The 18253-nt window shown below is 46.7% G+C and carries 22 protein-coding genes; 12 read left to right on the top strand and 10 right to left on the bottom strand.

Features of this window, described 5'->3' with window-relative positions; genetic code table 11:
- Nucleotides 1-267 precede the first annotated feature (267 nt).
- From WAE59_RS06480 to WAE59_RS06465, 4 genes are all read left to right on the top strand, one after another.
- Nucleotides 268-1230, top strand: a complete 963-nt coding sequence (locus WAE59_RS06480; protein ID WP_337855124.1) for a manganese catalase family protein — start codon at nt 268-270, stop codon at nt 1228-1230.
- A gap of 92 nt (nt 1231-1322) precedes the next feature.
- Complete coding sequence (locus WAE59_RS06475) at nt 1323-1514, top strand: hypothetical protein (protein WP_337855123.1); 192 nt, start codon at nt 1323-1325, stop codon at nt 1512-1514.
- 249 nt (nt 1515-1763) lie between these two features.
- A complete protein-coding gene (locus WAE59_RS06470) occupies nt 1764-1997 on the top strand; it encodes a hypothetical protein (RefSeq protein WP_337855122.1) in 234 nt (77 codons plus the stop codon).
- A gap of 11 nt (nt 1998-2008) precedes the next feature.
- Entirely contained in the window at nt 2009-2275 is a 267-nt protein-coding gene (locus WAE59_RS06465; RefSeq protein ID WP_337855121.1) for a hypothetical protein, read from the top strand.
- 134 nt (nt 2276-2409) lie between these two features.
- Here WAE59_RS06465 and WAE59_RS06460 read toward each other — a convergent pair whose 3' ends face one another.
- From WAE59_RS06460 to WAE59_RS06445, 4 genes are all read right to left on the bottom strand, one after another.
- The gene (locus WAE59_RS06460) at nt 2410-2559 is read right to left on the bottom strand and encodes a hypothetical protein (protein ID WP_337855120.1); all 150 of its coding nucleotides are present in this window, start codon (nt 2557-2559) and stop codon (nt 2410-2412) included.
- A gap of 408 nt (nt 2560-2967) precedes the next feature.
- Nucleotides 2968-5361 carry a TonB-dependent receptor gene (locus tag WAE59_RS06455; RefSeq protein WP_337855119.1) on the bottom strand — a complete coding sequence of 798 codons (2394 nt, stop codon included), beginning with the start codon at nt 5359-5361 and terminating at the stop codon, nt 2968-2970.
- Complete coding sequence (locus tag WAE59_RS06450; RefSeq protein WP_337855118.1) at nt 5358-8441, bottom strand: hybrid sensor histidine kinase/response regulator; 3084 nt, start codon at nt 8439-8441, stop codon at nt 5358-5360. Before WAE59_RS06450 ends, WAE59_RS06455 begins: the two co-directional genes overlap by 4 nt.
- On the bottom strand, nt 8426-9244 hold the full coding sequence (locus WAE59_RS06445; protein ID WP_337855117.1) for a ligand-binding sensor domain-containing protein: 819 nt from the start codon (nt 9242-9244) through the stop codon (nt 8426-8428). The genes WAE59_RS06450 and WAE59_RS06445 overlap by 16 nt, the downstream gene beginning before the upstream one ends.
- A 529-nt stretch (nt 9245-9773) precedes the next feature.
- Here WAE59_RS06445 and WAE59_RS06440 point away from each other — a divergent pair.
- Nucleotides 9774-10004: a hypothetical protein gene (locus WAE59_RS06440; protein WP_337855116.1), complete on the top strand. Its 231-nt coding sequence runs from the start codon at nt 9774-9776 to the stop codon at nt 10002-10004.
- 30 nt (nt 10005-10034) lie between these two features.
- On the opposite strand, the gene WAE59_RS06435 is transcribed toward WAE59_RS06440, so the two are convergent.
- From WAE59_RS06435 to WAE59_RS06425, 3 genes are all read right to left on the bottom strand, one after another.
- On the bottom strand, nt 10035-10538 hold the full coding sequence (locus WAE59_RS06435; RefSeq protein ID WP_337855115.1) for a nuclear transport factor 2 family protein: 504 nt from the start codon (nt 10536-10538) through the stop codon (nt 10035-10037).
- A 207-nt stretch (nt 10539-10745) separates the two neighbouring features.
- Nucleotides 10746-11081 (bottom strand): hypothetical protein, encoded by a 336-nt coding sequence (locus WAE59_RS06430; RefSeq protein WP_337855114.1) that lies wholly within the window; start codon nt 11079-11081, stop codon nt 10746-10748.
- A 62-nt stretch (nt 11082-11143) separates the two neighbouring features.
- Nucleotides 11144-11884 carry an MBL fold metallo-hydrolase gene (locus WAE59_RS06425; RefSeq protein ID WP_337855113.1) on the bottom strand — a complete coding sequence of 247 codons (741 nt, stop codon included), beginning with the start codon at nt 11882-11884 and terminating at the stop codon, nt 11144-11146.
- Nucleotides 11885-12323: 439 nt separating this feature from the next.
- Here WAE59_RS06425 and WAE59_RS06420 point away from each other — a divergent pair, with 439 nt between their 5' ends.
- The gene (locus tag WAE59_RS06420; protein ID WP_337855112.1) at nt 12324-13010 is read left to right on the top strand and encodes an SIMPL domain-containing protein; all 687 of its coding nucleotides are present in this window, start codon (nt 12324-12326) and stop codon (nt 13008-13010) included.
- A 155-nt stretch (nt 13011-13165) separates the two neighbouring features.
- On the opposite strand, the gene WAE59_RS06415 is transcribed toward WAE59_RS06420, so the two are convergent.
- A complete protein-coding gene (locus tag WAE59_RS06415; protein WP_337855111.1) occupies nt 13166-13750 on the bottom strand; it encodes a DUF3267 domain-containing protein in 585 nt (194 codons plus the stop codon).
- A gap of 198 nt (nt 13751-13948) precedes the next feature.
- Between WAE59_RS06415 and WAE59_RS06410 the strand changes: the two genes are divergently transcribed.
- Together WAE59_RS06410 and WAE59_RS06405 are read left to right on the top strand one after the other, a co-directional pair.
- Nucleotides 13949-14095 carry a hypothetical protein gene (locus WAE59_RS06410; protein ID WP_337855110.1) on the top strand — a complete coding sequence of 49 codons (147 nt, stop codon included), beginning with the start codon at nt 13949-13951 and terminating at the stop codon, nt 14093-14095.
- Nucleotides 14096-14142: 47 nt separating this feature from the next.
- Entirely contained in the window at nt 14143-15036 is an 894-nt protein-coding gene (locus WAE59_RS06405) for an SDR family oxidoreductase (RefSeq protein WP_337855109.1), read from the top strand.
- A gap of 126 nt (nt 15037-15162) precedes the next feature.
- Here WAE59_RS06405 and WAE59_RS06400 read toward each other — a convergent pair whose 3' ends face one another.
- The gene (locus tag WAE59_RS06400; protein ID WP_337855108.1) at nt 15163-15399 is read right to left on the bottom strand and encodes a hypothetical protein; all 237 of its coding nucleotides are present in this window, start codon (nt 15397-15399) and stop codon (nt 15163-15165) included.
- A 153-nt stretch (nt 15400-15552) separates the two neighbouring features.
- Between WAE59_RS06400 and WAE59_RS06395 the strand changes: the two genes are divergently transcribed.
- The 3 genes from WAE59_RS06395 to WAE59_RS06385 are packed head-to-tail and all read left to right on the top strand — an operon-like array spanning nt 15553 to nt 16529.
- Nucleotides 15553-15762 (top strand): hypothetical protein, encoded by a 210-nt coding sequence (locus WAE59_RS06395; protein ID WP_337855107.1) that lies wholly within the window; start codon nt 15553-15555, stop codon nt 15760-15762.
- A gap of 3 nt (nt 15763-15765) precedes the next feature.
- Nucleotides 15766-15996 carry a hypothetical protein gene (locus WAE59_RS06390; RefSeq protein ID WP_337855106.1) on the top strand — a complete coding sequence of 77 codons (231 nt, stop codon included), beginning with the start codon at nt 15766-15768 and terminating at the stop codon, nt 15994-15996.
- 8 nt (nt 15997-16004) lie between these two features.
- A complete protein-coding gene (locus WAE59_RS06385; RefSeq protein ID WP_337855105.1) occupies nt 16005-16529 on the top strand; it encodes a cupin domain-containing protein in 525 nt (174 codons plus the stop codon).
- A gap of 414 nt (nt 16530-16943) precedes the next feature.
- Here WAE59_RS06385 and WAE59_RS06380 read toward each other — a convergent pair whose 3' ends face one another.
- Nucleotides 16944-17561 carry a hypothetical protein gene (locus WAE59_RS06380; RefSeq protein ID WP_337855104.1) on the bottom strand — a complete coding sequence of 206 codons (618 nt, stop codon included), beginning with the start codon at nt 17559-17561 and terminating at the stop codon, nt 16944-16946.
- Between the two features lie 212 nt (nt 17562-17773).
- Here WAE59_RS06380 and WAE59_RS06375 point away from each other — a divergent pair, with 212 nt between their 5' ends.
- Nucleotides 17774-18247, top strand: a complete 474-nt coding sequence (locus WAE59_RS06375) for a LexA family protein (RefSeq protein WP_337855103.1) — start codon at nt 17774-17776, stop codon at nt 18245-18247.
- The last annotated feature ends 6 nt before the right edge of the window (nt 18248-18253 follow it).

Genomic DNA, 18253 nt, shown 5'->3' with positions numbered 1-18253 from the left:
AGCGCTACTTGTGATCTCCAGAAATCTCTTTATCCGCAGATCTGTAAAAAAACCTAAATGAGGATCAAGTACGAAAGGCTGGGGCTTTTAGGTCAGCCCCCCCCCTGCCGGGGTTCACATGATAAAAATTTGTATAGGCCTTTCAGGTATTTACCCCCTTGTAACCGAACATATACCTGTTCTTCAAAAAAGCTAAACACTTTGATCGTGTGCCAGTTAGTGTAAGCAAGGGCATAGACCTGAGATGTATAACTTAAATAGAAAAACATGTTTTATCACGTTCAAAGTTTGATCAATCCAATAGTGGATGACCAGCCGGATCCATCGGCGGCAAATGCCTTGCAGGAAGGCCTTGGCGGACAGTTTGGTGAAATGCGCACCATGATGCAATACCTCTTTCAGAGTTTCAACTTCCGGGGCGACGGAATTCCCTATCTTGATTTGATTCAGGGTATAGGTCTGGAAGAGATCAGCCATGTGGAGCTGATCAGCAAAACCATTTCCCGCCTTTTAGATGGTGCACCTGAGTATCACGGAGGAAAGTTTGATGTCCCGGGTGCGGGCGGTGACCCGGTCATGAATATGGCAAAGGAGCAACAGAACCCACATCACTTTATCCATGGCGCTCAGGGCGCGCTACCAGTTGATGCCGCTGGAAATCCATGGAGCGGTTCTTATGTGCACAACCATGGTAATCTTGTACTGGACCTGATGGATAACCTGGTGCTGGAATCGACTGGACGGTTGCAGAAATGCAGAATTTATCAAATGTCATCCAATAAAACCTTAAGAGCGACTGTGGCTTTCCTCATCGCCCGTGACGAGGCGCATGAGATGGCGTTTGCAAAGGCCCTGGAAACACTGGGTGTGAATTGGGGCAAAATCCTGCCTGTGCCTAAATTTGATGCCTCCCAATATCCTGAAGTGAAAAAGCTGATTGACGCAGGTATCAACCGTGAGCAATATACTTTCCGACTGGACGGTTCATTGATGGGACAGATTTTCCAGGGATCCTCTCCTGCCAATGATGGAACTGAGCTGGTGACCATGAAAGAACCGAAAGAATCTTATCCGATTCCACAAGCACCGGAGAGACCGGAAGAATTCGCACCGGGATTAGATCCAGAACTTCAGAAGTTGGCAGATGCCTTCAGTGAATTTAAAGAGAAAACCCTTAAAGACATGGAAAAAAAGGCAGGTCCAAATCCAAGAAATAAAAAAACGAAGTAATTGAAGTAATTGATGACGGCGGGTCTAAGATCGGCCGTCATCCTTTACATTGCTTTGGCGCTGTTGCTAAACGTCCATAAAAATTCATTCCCATGAGAAGTACTTTACTTTACCTATTGCTCGCTAGTTTCCTGGCCCTCAGCGCGCAGACCCGGGCCCAGCGCGGTCTGCCGCCCAAACAAAAAACAAGGGCCATTCACATTACTAAATATCCGCAACACCTGGATTTTCTTCCACAAATGGCGAGTCTGCTGAAGTCCCCGAAGGTTGCGAGTAGCAGGTAATTGCAATGCAGCATCGCTAAACGTACTTGATCGTTGAACTATCAACACTCGCTGATTGTGAGGTCATTCAATAACAGACAATCTTTAATCGATGATTTTATACCAGAGTGCATTCAAAAACCTCGAAGAATAGAGGACTTTGCTGTTTGAAAACCGGATACCTCCGGCTTTTTTTGTAGGCAAAATTTATACGCTCAAGCGGAAACCATTCCTAACACAATTGGTTATTTACAATATATTAATCAGGTTATGGAACCATTTGAAATCAGTGTCAGTATCGAAGGCTTGCCAGAAGAATTAAAAGTCATCCCTGTGGAGGATCCAGAAGAGGAACCAAAGTATCAGGTCTATAACGCTGGAGATTACCTGGGAACGGTATGGTCGGAATGTATGGAAAAAGGTATGTGCTGGTTTTCCAGCGACGAACTTGCTGAGGACACAACTTTAAAAATTGGAGAAGCCATAGAACGAGTTAACCCATAATTGCTGGAAAGATGAGCGAACTAAAAGATCCGATCCTGAAAATACTGAATAAATTTTATGAGCCGGACAGTATGCTTGAGTTGAGATTCAAGCGCTACGACCTGGCCATTCAGACTGACGCAAAAGGAAGGGCAATTCTGCTTTTTATGGGGGAGAAAGATCCTGTAACAGGAAAAATCAAAGGGGTTCGGTATGCTCGCAGGTTGGTCGAAGATCCGGATGGCAAGCTCGTCAAAGATCATTGGGACAATAAGGGCAAAGCCAGCGCTCAATTATAAATCATCACGATCAACCTCTTTCACAATCACCCCCATCACATACCACTTTTAAATAGTTGAGGCAATAACTAGTTCAAGTTATTGCCTCATTTGCCGGAATCCCTGGCATTACAGATTGCTACCGTTTCCTATAGTTAGTAGGCACCATTAAGAATTTCCAGAGCGGTATATGATTTTTTACGTTGCATGACAGACCACATGGACTCACCCCCGAGGGTTCTCCGATCTTCTACGTTCCCACCCCTGTCATTCGTCCAGCGCATACCACCTTGGATAGTTCTCATCTGTTCTTCAGGCAGCGCTACTAATTTTTCTTTCAAATTTTCCATAATTCATAGTGTTTATGCAGTCAATTTACGAACCGGGCTCAGATTTCTAAAGCACCATTCGACATTTGCATAATTTCACTACTTATTCGTATGGTACCAGAGGGTATTCGTAAAGCACAATATCTTAACTGTTGCTGTTAATGAGTCGACAAGCAATGAACCTAATCCTTTGGGAATGGACGATGGGCAGGTATCGAAGCAGAAGGCGTGGCCTACTCCCTCCAAAGATTATTAATCCCCTGGCTAGCAAGTTTTGCTGTAATCTTTGGGCCGTAATCTGACATTTGCGAGGGACGACAGCATGATGCCAAAACCGCGAATAGCATACCATTCGCCGAGGTTCCTGCTTTGATAACTGCGCCCTCAGTGCCTTCGGCTGTCTTTACGCCATTTATAGCTTAAGGTCACTACTACCTGGCGCAGGGGCTTGACGTCAAACAGATTAAATTGCCAGGGATTGAGATAGCTGATCTGATTAGTCAGGTTCATGACGTTTAACTGGATGCCAATTTGCTTTCCCTGGTAGGCCGCTGAAGCATCCCAGGAATAGGTGGGTGTCATCAGCAGTTGGGGGTTATTATCAATCCCCGGATAAAATTTCCCTTTGTAGAACATTCCCGTTCCGACTGATAATCCCTTCAGGTATCTGGGATGTTCATAATTGATCCAGTAATTAAAACTGAATTTCGGCGCGTTTGGTAGAAGGTTGCCGGCTGGATAGCCTGGATCATGTATTACCTTAGTGGAGGTGAATGCCATGCCCCCATTTAAAGTAAGAAACGCAAAAATTTTACCGTCCATTTCCAGCTCCATTCCCTGGCTCCGGTGGTGCCCCTGATAGTAAACGGTATATTCGTCAAAGTTGGGATGCTCAGAATCCAGGTAAACATAACCATAAGGTCGCTTCTTATTGATGGCAAATACCGCCAGGGTCATACCTAAACGGTTACTTATCAGGCTACTTTTTAGGCCCAGCTCCAACTGATCACTGACTGTGGCAGGAGGATTGGCGAATTCCAGGTAGTTTCTGGCAAAAATATCAGGTGAATTTACCTCGACACCCTGAGCATAGGAAATATAAATAGAATGATTTAAGCGAGGTTTATAAATCAACCCAAGGCGGGGAATTAACATAAACTTTTCCACGATATCATCCGGAAGACCCTCATACGGGCTTCCCATAATCTGATCCTGCAAATACCGGTTTCCCTGAACTGTACTGCTCGCTCGGATTCCACCATATACAAACATACGGCCGTCGAAAAATCCGACCTGATCGTGAATATGAAGGCCTTTTCGCCGGATAATCATGCTATACGGCAAAAGTGGAGATTCTTCGGGTGCCTGCGTTTCGTCCAGGCCCTGGACCGGCGCAAAGATATTGCTCGTGTCTAAAGAATCCAGCTCCCCGCCATTGGTGTGACGCGAGGTGCTGGTTTGATAGTCCGCCCCAATGGAGATACTATGCTTAACACGACCTGTGAATATCGTTCCTGAAGCCTCCGCGGAAATTGTGCGATTCAGCGCGCGACGGTAAAAACCATATCCGCGCCTGGTAAAGTCCCCCTGCAAATCCGGCTGGTCAAACCAGATCCCAAATGGCCGGTTCCGGGTTATGCCTGAGAAGGCAGTGGCTTTTACCCTCCAGGAGGGGCTTAGCTCATAGGTTAATGTAGCGAAATAGCTCTGGTCCTTGACCTGGTATTCTCGTGAAGCTTCGCCGAGGTAAAGAGAAGGATTTAATGAGGCAAGCCCCTTAGAGGTACCGTCGGGCGAAACCAGGCCTGCATCGTCGGTTGCTTTTGCACCTTTAAATACCGCTTCAAGGTTGATTGTAATTTTTCTGGATATATTCCATGCGATTGCAGGTGCGGCAAAAGAACTAGCAGAACGAACATAGTTTCTAAAGCTATCCTTGCGTTCGCTGGAGGCATTTAGCCGATAACGCAGGTTTCCCTTTTTGGTGATTGGACCTGTAATATCCAGCGCAGGTCGAACCAGGCCCCAGCTGCCGGTTTTGAAATTCAGGTCTGCCGCAAACTCAGCGAGCGGCTTCTTAGTAACGAAATTCATCACACCCCCCGGGGCCACGTCACCGAACAATATAGAAGCGGGACCTTTTAGGAATTCAACCTGCTCAATATTATCCGCGTAATGATTGGCCCAATTCAACACCATCATCCCATTCCAACGGTAGTTCTGACTTTCATTTAAATCAAAGCCACGGGCGCTGAAAAATTGTGAGGTGCCTGCCCCGCTATAGTTGCCGGTAAAAATAACCCCGGGCACATTGCGAATGATTGTGGCCAGATCAAATGCCGCCTGCTGCCGGATGGTGCGCTGTCCCACGACAGAAATTGATTGCGGAACGTCCAGGGCCTGTACCCGCGTAGGACTTACTGTACTGGTCTGCATCTTTACCCCAGTGATCACTACTTCATTCATTTGTGTATGATTCGGGTATAAACAAATATTTGCTTCGACCGCTTGATCACCGACAATTTGCACTTTCATTACGCCATCGCCATAACCAAGATGAGAACAAATGATCTCGTAAACGCCTGGCAGTACCTTTAGCAGATAACTTCCCATTTCGTCACTCATCACAGTTTGCCGCGTACCGGCCAAATGGACCGTCGCGCCTTGCAATGGAATCCCCCGGGCATCCGTCACCTTACCTATAAGCATGTTATGGTTCTGCGCTACCGCGTTTTTTGATAAAAACAGGATAACGAGCAAAAGCAGTAGTTGTCTCATGTGTAAATATGTAGTTTTCTAAGGGTTTGAATTAACAATTCAAGACTCAGTGGCTTCGACATATAATCGTTCATACCGGCACGCATGCATTGCTGTCTATCCTCTGTCAGGGCATTAGCGGTCATTGCAAGGATGATAGGCTTGAGGCCATATATTTCACGAATTCTCCGTGCTGCCTGAAGGCCGTCCATATTGGGCATTTGGATATCCATTAAAATCAGGTCGTATATTTTATTTTCCATCATCTCCAACGCAATCAAGCCGTCTTCGGCCAGGTCAGCTTCATATCCCAGCTTTTGCAATACCTTTAGTATGAGTTTCTGATTCATCAGATTATCCTCTGCCACCAAAATCCTATACGGATATTCGACCGCAAAACTCAAGGCAAGTTCGGTCTTGGTATCAAGCTGCTGAGCGGCGAATTTACTGGACTGGATAGCCAGTTCCGACTCAGCAGGGTCCTGACACATGATCTCAAAAGAAAAGGTGCTGCCCCTTCCCTCCTCACTTTCAACCGCGATCGATCCGCCTAATAAGCCGACCAGCCGCTGTGATATGACCAGTCCCAGCCCTGATCCACCGTAGCGCCTTGCAATGGAAGAATCAATTTGATTAAACGGCCTGAAAAGTCCTGCGATTTTGTCGGCAGGCATGCCAATCCCGGTGTCCCTTACCTCAAAGTAGACTGACCAGCATTGATCATTATGTTTTGTACAACGCACCTCAACTGAAACTTCTCCCTTGCTTGTAAACTTAACCGCATTCCCTACCAGGTTAAGCAGCACTTGCTTCAGCCGATGGCTATCGGACCATATCCTGGGAGGAACGGCATTATCCATAATGAGATTAAGTTGAATACCGGAGTTGTTTTTCTTAGCATCCAATATTTCAAAGACTTTCTCTATACATTTACGCAGGTCAAAATAGTGGGGATCAAGTTCCATGTTCCCGGACTCGATCTTCGTAAAATCCAGGATATCGTTAATCACATTCAACAAGGAATCCCCGCTGTTTAAAATGGCTTCCGTATACTCACTCTGTTCCTCGGTCAACTCCGTTTGGTGGAGCAGCGATGCCATGCCCAGTACGCCGTTCATTGGTGTTCGGATTTCATGGCTCATGGTCGCCAAAAAAGTGCTTTTAGCCAGGTTTGCAAGATCTGCCTCCCTTCGGGCCTTCTGCTCTTCGGCTTTTTGCTGCTGAAGTGCGGCATTCAAACGTTCCAGATCCTCTGCTTTCGATGCCAGATCCTCCGACTGAGACTGCAGCTCCTCTGACTGAACTTGTAATTCTTCCGACTGCGTCTGCAGATCGTGGTTGAGGCGGAGCAGTTCTGAAGCTTTTTCACTCAGTTCAGTTGTCCTGCTTTGCACCATGGCCCGCAGATATGATCTCTGTCTCTTCATTAAACGGATACTGTAGGCATATGCGAGCCAAAGCAACCCGACAATTAATATCAGGATTAGGCCCTTAAACCAACAGGTCATCCAGTAAGGGGCAACGATTGTAATTTCCAGCATCGCTGGCGAGCTAGACCACAGCCCGTCGTTATTGGAACCGATTACCTTAAAGATATAATGGCCTGGGGGCAACCTGGTGTAAGTGGCCTCCCGCTGCTCGGTAGTGTATCGCCATTGTTCGTCGAAACCCTCCAATTTGTATGCGTACCTGTTCATATCAGGCATGGTGTAACTAAGTGCCGCGAATTTAATAGTGAAAACAGATTGCTGATAGGCCAGGGTCAGCTTTTTCGAGGTGGAGATGCTTTGCGTCAAAACCGATCCCGGAGACCCCGCCTGAACTTCTTTATTGAATAACTCCAGGCTGGTAAGCAGTATCTTCGGCCTGTTTCGATTAAACCTGACCTTCTCGGGTTGGATCAGGTTGAATCCATTGATCCCTCCGAAAGCAATCTCGCCTGACTTAAGCCGTAGTCCGGCGTTTACATTGAATTCTAAAGCCTTAAGGCCGTTGCGCAGGTTGAAGTTTTTAAATACACGTTTTACAGGATCCAGCCTTACGATGCCCTGATTGGTGCTCAACCAGACAAAACCACGCTGGTCTTTCACGATGCTGTTGATGGTATTGTTGATCAACCCGTTTTGTTCATGATATAGGGTCATCTTACGGGTTTGGCCATCAAAAAACGCGAGGCCAGCTTCCATTGTGCCGATCCACATATCTCCGTCCTCGCCAGCAAGCAAGGCGCTGATCACATTATTCTTTAGACTACTGTTATTGGTGTTCAGGTGTGAGAAAGACCTGGTTTTTGGGTTTAGGATCGATATTCCATTGTTATAGCCTCCTAACCAAATATTTCCCTCGCTGTCCTCCGCTAAGGCCTGTATCGCATTGTCTCCTATTGAGTTCCCATCTCCTGGCTTATGAAACAGCTTGCTAAACCTTCCGGTCATCGGGTCCAGTATGTTTAAACCATCTTCAGTGGCAATCCATAGTTGTTGCTTACTGTCTTCTAACAGCGCATATATGGCATCACTGGAAAGTCCTGATTGTCCCTGGCTTTTCCGATAGTGACTAAATCGACCACTGACCGGATCATAGCAATCCAATCCACTGTTAAAAGTTCCAATCCATACTTTTCCCGAACGCTTACTTACTGTTACCGCGGTAGTATAGTTACTTCCCAAACTAGCCCTCCGGTTTTTGGTATGCTCAAAAAGCCGGTAAGAATGATTTGCACGCTTGAATTTAGCCAAACCGGCATCTGTTGCCAGGTATAGGTTGCCGGAAGAGTCTTCTGCAATCCCACGTATGATGTGTTCAGCGGAGGGATTGGTTTTCAAGGAAGATTTGAACGATGGAAAATGCGACAGATTACTGTCATGCTTCATCACACCCTGGCTAGTTGTTCCAATCCATAAGATACCGGTTTTGTCGGCCAATAAGGAGTATATGCCATCGTTCGGCATTAGATTGTCTTCCGGTGAAGCATCCACAACCGGGATTAAATGCTCTTCAATGGCATCAAATGCCTGCAATGTCGTATTCGTGCCGAGCCAAAACCTATCGGCTGAGGCTTTAGCGATACTAAGCACCGGGTTATCTATAACTGCAGACAAAAGATCAGGAGCGACCTTAAAATGGCGAAAGCTTTGCTTCCTCTATCCAGTAATTTCAGTCCGGTGTTGGTACCCAGCCAGATCCGGGCCCTGCTATCTTCAGTAATCGCGTTGACGGCGTCATCGAAATCGACGCTGACAGATTTTTCCTGGTAAGATGTAAAGTGCCCACTCCCCCTGTTAAACAAAAATAAACCCTCTGCCGTACCGATCCAGAGGTTTCGATTCTTATCCTCATAAATCGCCGAGACAGAATTTGCGGTATATCCCCCTGCTTCTCCTGCGGGATAGTACCGTAAAAACTGACCAGTTTTGCTCGCGAATAAATTGAGCCCATTACCGGTGCCTATCCAAAGATTGTCTGCTCGGTCGCGGTAAACAACTTGCACCTTGTCGCTGCTAATTGAGGAAGGATTGGCAGGAAAATGCCGGAAGGTAGTGAAATTGTCTGCAGACCGGTTAAATCTACTCAGGCCATTTAGACGCGTGCCTACCCACAAATCGCCGGCCTTATCTTCCGCAAGCGAAGTGATAAAATTTGATGGCAGTGCACGTCGATCACCGATACGGTATTTATATACGCTTACTTTATATCCATCATATTTATTGAGTCCGTCCTGTGTGGCAAACCACATCAAGCCTTTATGATCCTTTATTACGCTGTAAATGGAATTTTGAGATAAACCCTCCGTGTTACCGAATGCGGTGAGGTGAAGTTGTTCCTGAGCCGAAATGCGGCTTTCAAAGACTAAAAAAAGGGCAAGACTTGCTACTAATGCTCTTCTGAAACATGTTACGATCATACAGTTGTTGCCTATGATAGTTACCCTAAATCCTATCGGGGTTAAACATACGTAAACGAGATGAATGTTTTCGTAGGAATTGCTATCTGAAATAAATCTAAATATTTACCTGGCGTATGTTCAGAAGGACCTGCTTAAGGACGTTTCAGATCAATAAATACGCAAACATGAGGCCGAAGTGATGCTAAGAAATAGCATACGCTATCACATAATTTGTCAAGTACAATTGAAAACCTCTCTTAGCTAATAGAGGTTTCGATAATACTGTCCACCTGATTTCGGAATCCGCTGTCAGCTGTTTCGCTGCAAAATATCCACTAAGCAATACATCGTCCAGGTCGCTTTTATCTACTTCCCCGGCAGCGCGACACCTAATACATGATCAGGCAGGTTTTCAATTTTATGGAGCGTAGCTATTGTTTTAATCAGACTACAAAATCATTTTTGAATGGTTTTCAGGATGGAAAGCTCTCCGCCACAGATGAAAAATTAATATCCATATTAGCGTGCCTAAGCTTATCTTCGCCGCATGAGTCTGCCGCTTCGCATCACTTTTGAACAAAAAGATTATACTTACACGGTTCTGACCAGGTCGATTACCAGGGATACCACGCTGATCCGTATCGAGATGGAGGGCGAGGAATATGAACTGACCAGGGGCAATGATGGTTACTGGCGCTCTGATGCGACCATTTCTGAGCGGGTAGATCTGCTGGCCGCAATTGCGCGCAACCTATCGCTCCGCTACCGCATTTACTGAGGCGGCTTGCTGTAGATTCAATCTATATCGTCAGGGCCTGCCTGGGATTCCAAGATCCGGTAGATCGACGATTTGATCCTCACTTGTCTGGGACGCAGGTTTACTTTCGTCGGTATGTTCTTTTGCTTCATCGTAACTGAACCCCGAACCGATGACGGTTTGCCCTTCATGCTGCGAGTTGCCGGTTTTGGTTTCCAGGACATAGGCATCCAGCTCGTGCAGTTTCCCGTCCTTTAGTTTCCATACGTCACAGTAGTTGTAATCTATTAGCTTGCCCTCTGCATTTGTGAGGCTGATCACTCCCATCGCCACCACGTGGTCGGTACCTGCAATCAGCTGCTTGACTTTAAACTTTGGCGGCTCCTGATAGGTCTTTAGCATATACTCCCTGACCTGCTCCTTGCCTTTCAGGACCTGTTCGCCGACAAAATTCCATAAAGTATCTTCTGTGCAGTAGCTTAAAAAGCCTTCATAGTCGCCTACTGTGATCGCGGCGTTGGCTGTTTCCAGGATTGATTTTGGATCGTCGTTCATGGGATGTTTTTAAGGGATTAATAACAAATGATTTGAAAACGAATTGTGCGGGAATTGTTTCAATTGAAACGATACATACGCCATTGGTATAATGTCAATATCAGCCAAATTTCTTTTCCATTTTGTACGGCCTTTGCCCTGCAAATACCTCAGGCAAAGAAAAATGGCTTCGGAACGCCAGTGCCCAGCCCCGCCCAACCCTACCTATTAGGACATGGTGCTTTCTTCCTCGTCGGCATTTTCATCCGCGCCGCCGAGCGCCTGTAGGTCATCAGCGGTGACATCGTTTTCCCCGGCATCAAGGTCTAATTCGTTTACCGGATCGAATCCCCCAGCTGTAGCTTGTACCTGCGCTGCGATACTGGTACCGGCTTGCTTGACATTACCCTGTTCTTCCGCTCCAGGCTCCGGACCAATACCCTTTTCAGGTTCCAGCGTAAATGAAGGTGTGCTGGCAGCACTGGCCTGATCCAACTCTTCTTTTTGGTGCGGTTCCTGGCTGCCTAGCAGCGAATTGTCCTTTTGATTTTCCTGAGTATTCATGATGATAGGTTTTGATGTGTTTATTTAACAGTTTATAAACCGAATCGTTCTTAAAATTTGAATTACGCCAATGGAATGTCCATGCCTTCCTTTGCCACCGGCAAATCTATAGCATCAAGGCGGTCCAGCATTTCTCCGCTGAGGTGGGTCAACAGGATTTGTTTCATGCTCAGCCGCGGCAGATTGGACCGCAGCTCCAGGTAATTCATGTGGCTTGGAGTTTTAGTATCATAGAAATTGCATTCGCAAATGAAAAGGTCAGCACCCTCGCTCAAAGAAATCAGCGCGTCCGTCCAGCAAGTATCTCCTGAATAGCTCAGCACCAGTTCGCCAACCTGTATCCGCAGTCCATGTGATAAGGCAGCTTCTGAATGTATGACAGGAAAAGCTTCCAGCCTCAACACTCCAAGATTTAATGGGACATTGGCCTGGTATTCCAGGAACTCAAGTGGCAGTTTTTCTGTTTTGTCAGATCCTGGATAAAGGAGCTGCAATAGCGCTTTAATTCTGGCCTCGCCTGTATCAGGGGTAACAATACGTAACTTTTTCTTCCGGTCCTTTACTGCCGCATCCATCAGCAGGAATGGGATGCCTCCATAATGGTCACCGTGAAGGTGGCTGATGACAATCAAATCGATATCTTCCGGATCAATCCCGTAGCGCTTTAAGCCATGCAAAGTTGTGGCGCCGCAATCGATCAGCACACCCTTTTCGCCAATTTTCAGGTAAAAGCAGGTGTGCAATTGTCCTCCACTGGCAAATGCATCGCCGCAACCTATGACTTGTAAACTGATTTTGCCCATAAACTTACAACGTTTACTGGAGGATATGGTTTCCGCAAGATGGCCGGGATTCCATTTTACTTAAAAATCGACGATCCTGAATCCGGGATCAAAACGGGGCTGGAGCTTGGACTGGAAAATTCTGATAGATCCCCAGCACCGCTTTGCCGAAGCCAGTTCAACCTACAGAGGAACAAACCTTCAGCAGCTATATGCAGCCGCCGTGCAATCGGATAAGCGCGAAGGCAAGGACCTTTAAAAACAAACGGGGCTGAATCTGGCGACCCAACCCCGTTTTAAATTAACGCTCTCGGGACAAAGATACCAATGGAAAAGTACCCGTCAAAATATTTGTTAAAGAATTATGCCTGCATAGTAAAATTGCCAATTTCGTTGTCACCAAAGATTTGGTCAAATATGGATTTCAAAGAAAATGCGCATCTTCAATAAAACGATCAATATGAAAAGACTATCCATCCTGCTGTTACTTTCAGCAATTACCCTGGCCTCCTGTTCTGAACAATTCGATAGCCGCAGAAAAATCTTTGTGACCGGATATGCGGAAGAGGAAGTCACCCCTGATATCATTTACTTCGGAATCGCCCTCAAAGAATATACCGGCAGCAACGGGAGAAAAGTGGCGATTAAAGATTTGGAGGAACAATTGTTCGAAGCGGTCAATATAGCGGGAATACCTAAAAAGGACCTTCGGATCAATGACGTTTCCAGCTACAGCAACCCTAGCCCAAAGCAGAAAAATCCAGATTTTATCATCCGTAAACAATACCGTATCCGGATGAACGAACTAGACAACATCAATACGATCCTTAGCGCCTTAGACCCAAAGTCAATCGAGTATACTCAGGTAGAAAGCTATGACTATTCCAGGTTGGCCGAGCGCAAAAAGGAAATTAAAATAAAAGCTTTGAAAGACGCCAAAGCTAAAGCTGGATACCTGGCTGAGGCAGGGGAAAGCACACTAGGTAAACTGCTGGAAGTGCGGGAGTCTTCGGCTGAAAACAGTCCGCAGGCCATGCTCATGATGGATGAGGTAGCTCTCCAGCAATCATCAGCCCAGGGTACAAACATTGGGTTTAAGAAGATCAAACTCAGTTATGTAGTCAGCGCAGTGTATGAGCTGAAATAACTAATCTTCAACAAAAAGTTAATACTTGGGCGGGTCAATTTCTTTTCTGGCGGGTTGTTTTGTCAGCTACAGTATAAGAGATCTAAGAATGAACTTATCCCACTAAGAAGTATTAGGCTCGAAACCCTATTCACCTTTGATTCAGATGAAATTTATTAAGAATATTTGGGATAGATCAGGCAGCCAATTTTTGAGGGATGGTCCTGCACCAGGCTGTCCTGATCCTGCTTTCGCAGCATCAGAATGATCATTAAATCCCCACCCGCGGCCATGGTGAAGAAAAGTCCGAAGGCCAGTAATAAAATGCTACCTGTAAATAGAGCGATCGCAGCAGGTATTATCCCCAGGATCAGACCCGGTGCGGCCGCACCGATCTGGTAATGGCTTACTTTCAGCGGCTCTTTGCAATGACAATAAGGCGTCATCGATTTCCATAGGATGCCAAACCGAATGGAACGAAACCCCGATGCTGCAAACCTTGACCAGGTGATCCCATGGATCAGCTCATGAACGATCACCCCGCCGATCATGACCCCAACAAGCAAGGCAATTCCGGCTGCGCCCGAGGGAAAGGCGGCTTTATAATTCGCTGAAGAAAGTCTGTCCGGCCATAAGGCGTAAAAGGCCAAACCGAAGATCAGGGCAAAAGGCAAAAAATAGGCTATTGACCTCAACTGCGCCTCTCCGGCACTGATGGTGAGTTCCTGCGCGTTATTGAATTTAGGATCGGGATTGTTCATACCCAAAAATAAGCATTCATCCGTGAAATGAAACCTCAACGCTAAATTCCTGGCTGAGGGATTTCCAGATCAGGTATAAAGACGGAGAAGGTTATGGCTGGATCTAATCCAGGTGCTTACCCGCTTATACCAGCTAAATGATTTTATTGAGAACCTATCCCGGGCAAAGGTGTTATCCCGGTATAAAACCGACCAGATATGGCTGCAACAAAAAAGAATTCCAAAAAATCTGCGAGAGCGATTTCCGCGGGAGCTGAGATTGCCGCAAAAAGTTCCAGTGTTTCTTTCCCGGTGATCAGGCTGGATGAACTCATGGCTTCATCGGTATTCCCGGCCGGAAAATAAGCTCAAACTGAAATAGAAATTTAATCATTTTACCAGATAGTTTATATATGATGAAAGAGAAAACAGATCAAAACCCACACACGAAATATCCCGTCCCCCCTTTCCCAAAACAAGAGCAAAGCCTTCCGGGTGAAGAAGCAAAAATGAAGCCCCAGGCTGACCATGGGGAAGATAGTTACCAGGGCACAGGTTTACTCGAGGGCAAAACTGCGGTTATTACCGGCGGAGATTCGGGAATTGGTAAAGCCGTAGCCATTGCCTATTCCCGCGAAGGGGCTGATGTGCTGATTTCTTATCTCGGGGATGAGGAAGACAAGGATGCCAGGGATACTGCCGCATGGGTGGAAAAAGCGGGGAGGAAAGCCATACTGGTCAAAGGCGACATCAGTGAGCTTGCCATTTGTAAGCAGATCATCGATCGCGCGGTTGCCGAATTCGGCAAGATCGACATCCTGGTGAACAATGCGGCTTTCCAAATGGCCAGAGAAAGTATGGATGAAATCTCTGCTGAAGAATGGCAGCATACGTTCAATACGAACATCCATCCCATGTTCTACTTATCGAAAGCAGCAGTACCTCACATGAAGCCGGGCAGCAGCATCATCAACACGACTTCCGTACAGGCCTTTGACCCTACCTCACATCTACTGCCCTATGCGGCAACAAAGAGTGCAATACTGAACTTCACGGCGAACCTTGCGCAGCATCTTTTGGAAGCTAAAAAAGGTATACGTGTCAATTCAGTAGCACCCGGTCCGATCTGGACGCCCCTGATTCCGGCAACCATGCCAGAGCCCGAAAACTTCGGAAAGGATGTACCCATGGGCAGGCCCGGGCAACCTGTGGAAGTTGCTGCAGCTTATGTATTCCTGGCTTCCGATGCCGCAAGTTACATTGCAGGAGCAACGATCCCGGTTACGGGCGGAAGGGTCACCATTTAAAAGGAGGTTTTAGGAAAGGATCCACTGGTTTAGTTGAATTAAAATGCTGACCGTATTGATGCTGACCGTCATCCTCGGCTCGGTTATGTATTTAATGATATGGAGGAGAACAGGTGCAAATTGAGCTTAAGCAGAAGCTTTCAAAATGCCATGCTTTTTCCTTCCTGCAAGCAGGCGAAGATTACGTTTCGCAAATTCCTTCTTGGATTTCAGTTCCTGGGAAAGCAGTTCTTTGGTGATGGATTGGTAAAGCGCTTTGGTGCCGCTGTCGGCCTCGGCAAATCCGGGTACCGAATTGATGACTATAGCGAGCGCATAATCCAGTACTTCGGGTAGTTTTTCTGTTAATAATTTAGTTTTCATGGGCAAAGCCTAAAAAACAATATCTGTGCCTGAATCTTAAGTGAAGAGTTTATTTACAATTACTTAACAGAGATACTGCGAAAAATTCAGCAGCAGCCAAAGCGTATCCTGGTTTCTGTGAAAACCTTAGCCCTCGCGTATTGTTATCAGATCATGGAATCATTTGAAATACAATTGCTGGAAGACCGCTTTTTGATCGAGCCTCAGGACAACGGCCTGTACCGGATCATGGACGGGGAAAATAAAATCGGGACCATCTTTGCTGAGGCGGATGGCGACCAGGTGAAATGGAACACCCAGGACGAGCTGGAGGACGGATTTGTCCAGCAGATCGGCGAACTGATCACAGAACACAATATGTAGCCCATGAAAACGCATTTTTACGAAATCGAACCTTACCGAATCACAGCCGCCGGAATGCCCTTAGAGGTGATCCCTATGGAAGACGGTAGCTACAGGGTATGCGACCGTAAAAAGATTTTAGCGGAGCTGTATCCGGAGATCACAGCCGCAGGAATCTGCTGGAACGGTTTTGGGCAGCTCCCGCTTTGGTTCGCCGAAGAAATAGGCGCTGAGATTTACGGACATGAAATTTAAAAACCGCGATGGAAAGCAAAACAGAGATACTGAATCTGGGCGATGATGGGATCATACCCAACAGCAAGTATCCCGTGGTGATCTATCACGGGGTGTTTGATGAAAACGGGAAGATTACTGCTGATTTTTTAGAAGAGCGGTTTGCACAAAACGGCTGGAGCAATGCCTTTCGCTGGCGGGTGTACGATTACCATCACTACCACACCAATACCCACGAAGTATTGGGCGTTTACAAAGGGACAGCCGAACTACAGCTTGGCGGTCCTCAGGGAGAAAAAATAAATGTAGAGCCCGGCGATGTCATCATCCTGCCAGCAGGGACTGGGCACATTTCACTTGGAGATAGCAAGGACTTTGCAGTAGTAGGGGCCTACCCCAATGGTCAAGAGCCCGATTTAATCCGCCTGGAGGATCCAAGGCCAGAGCATGTGCAACAAACCGTGGATAGCATCCCCGTTCCTGAAAGCGATCCGGTTTACGGAAAAGCAGCGGAATCGCTACTGGCTTCCTGGAAAGAAAGCGCGGAACGGTAATTAGTTTTTCAACTGTTCAGCCAAGCCCACCAGGATACCTTCAGATCCCCGGACGTAACACAGTTTTTAAACATTTTCATAATTGACGATCTCGCCTACCAATTCCGCACCATTTCTCGATTGCAGCCTGTCTACCAGTTCTTCCGGGTTTTCAACCGCGAACATCACCCGCAGATAACCAAGGGAATTTACCGGGGCAGAACGGTGAAAAAGAGATGGCGTTATCCAGTGACTCGACAACGATCCCTACGTTATACATCCTCAGTAGTTTATTATGTCCCCATATTTGCTTTGTTACCGATTCAAAGCTCGTTTATGTTGTGAGTGCATTGTATGAGTGAAATAACCTTGTCAGGCAAACGTGATCTACCTAAAGGTATGAGTAAACGTTTAATGTGTCTATGTGGGAGTTTCCTACTGCCCGCAAATGATAGTTGAACCCGGTTCGAGCGCAATACCCGCACGGTGCAAATGCACCTTTTCCCCGGGCTTATCCGTACTCAGCTCCAGCCAGGCCGTATACAGCTTACCCTCCTGCAACAACTGCAAAGGCAGGAAACGGTGCTCCTCACTCAAAAATGCTCCCTGCCAGGTAATTGCCTCAGCAGAGGAAACCTTCTCCATTATAATGACAGGATTGGCCGGAAACCATTCATAACCTGAAAAAGAACCAAAAAAAACCTGGTCACCCTTGCGCAAAGCGGGCGAACTCTCATCCGTCACATTCACCGCCACCCTGCTTACCCCCGTAGCATACACCTGGAAAGTTAGCTTCGTTTTGGTATTCAGATCAAAAGCAATCGGCAGTACCTTCATCAGCAGATCTGCCCGGCCATCTGCGTTTAGGTCCAGAATCAAATCCCTGTCCCGCTCCAAAAACTGCCCCGACAAATCCACATGTTTCGCTCCTACAACAGGCTCTTGCTCAGGCGCCGGGACTTTCTTCTTACAGGAAAGCACCAGCACAGCTAAAATACACAGGCAAAACGCAGCGCTAAACCTGGGCAAACTAAAAGGTAACATCATTTTCATCCTGCTTTAGATAACCATCAGCTCCCGAAGTTACAAAATACTACATAAACTATCGCCAGCCCACATTTGGCAAAACCAACCAAAGCAATTTTACTATTATTATTAGTACATAAATCTTATTAGGAAAGTATTTTAGCTAAATATATTAGTATTTAATTTGCATTTCCGGCATGAAATGCCCTAGCTTTGCAGTACACCTAATTTTGTCCAATATGAAAGAGTTAAAGCTGTTCAAGAGGGGAACCGCAGAAACCCTCATCCCGCTGTATGCGGAATCCATACACGCCGGATTCGAAAGCCCTGCCGCCGACTACGAAGAAGAAAAAATCGACCTGAACGCCTATGTATCCAAATATCCCGCCGCCACCTTTTTCGCAAGGGTAACCGGCGACTGCATGGTCGGATCCGGCATCTTCCCCGACGACCTGCTTGTCGTAGACCGATCCCTCACACCAAGTTCCGGCGACATCGTCGTCGGCATTATGGACAGCGAATTCATCCTCCGCTCCTATTTCACCAAGAACGGCAAAGAATACCTCATGCCCGACAACACCTATTTCAAACCCATCCAGCGCAACGAAAGCACCCAGTTTGAAATCTGGGGCGTCGTCCCCCATAGTGTACTCGACCAGCGCCGGAGAAACAGCGCCAGGCTGAACCGCTTCGAACAACTCATCAGAAGCTAAACCCAA

It is taken from the genome of Pedobacter sp. GR22-6 (assembly GCF_037402555.1).
Lineage (GTDB): Bacteria > Bacteroidota > Bacteroidia > Sphingobacteriales > Sphingobacteriaceae > Pedobacter.
Note: the sequence above shows the minus strand (reverse complement) of the source record. Positions and strands in the feature narration are given on the sequence as shown.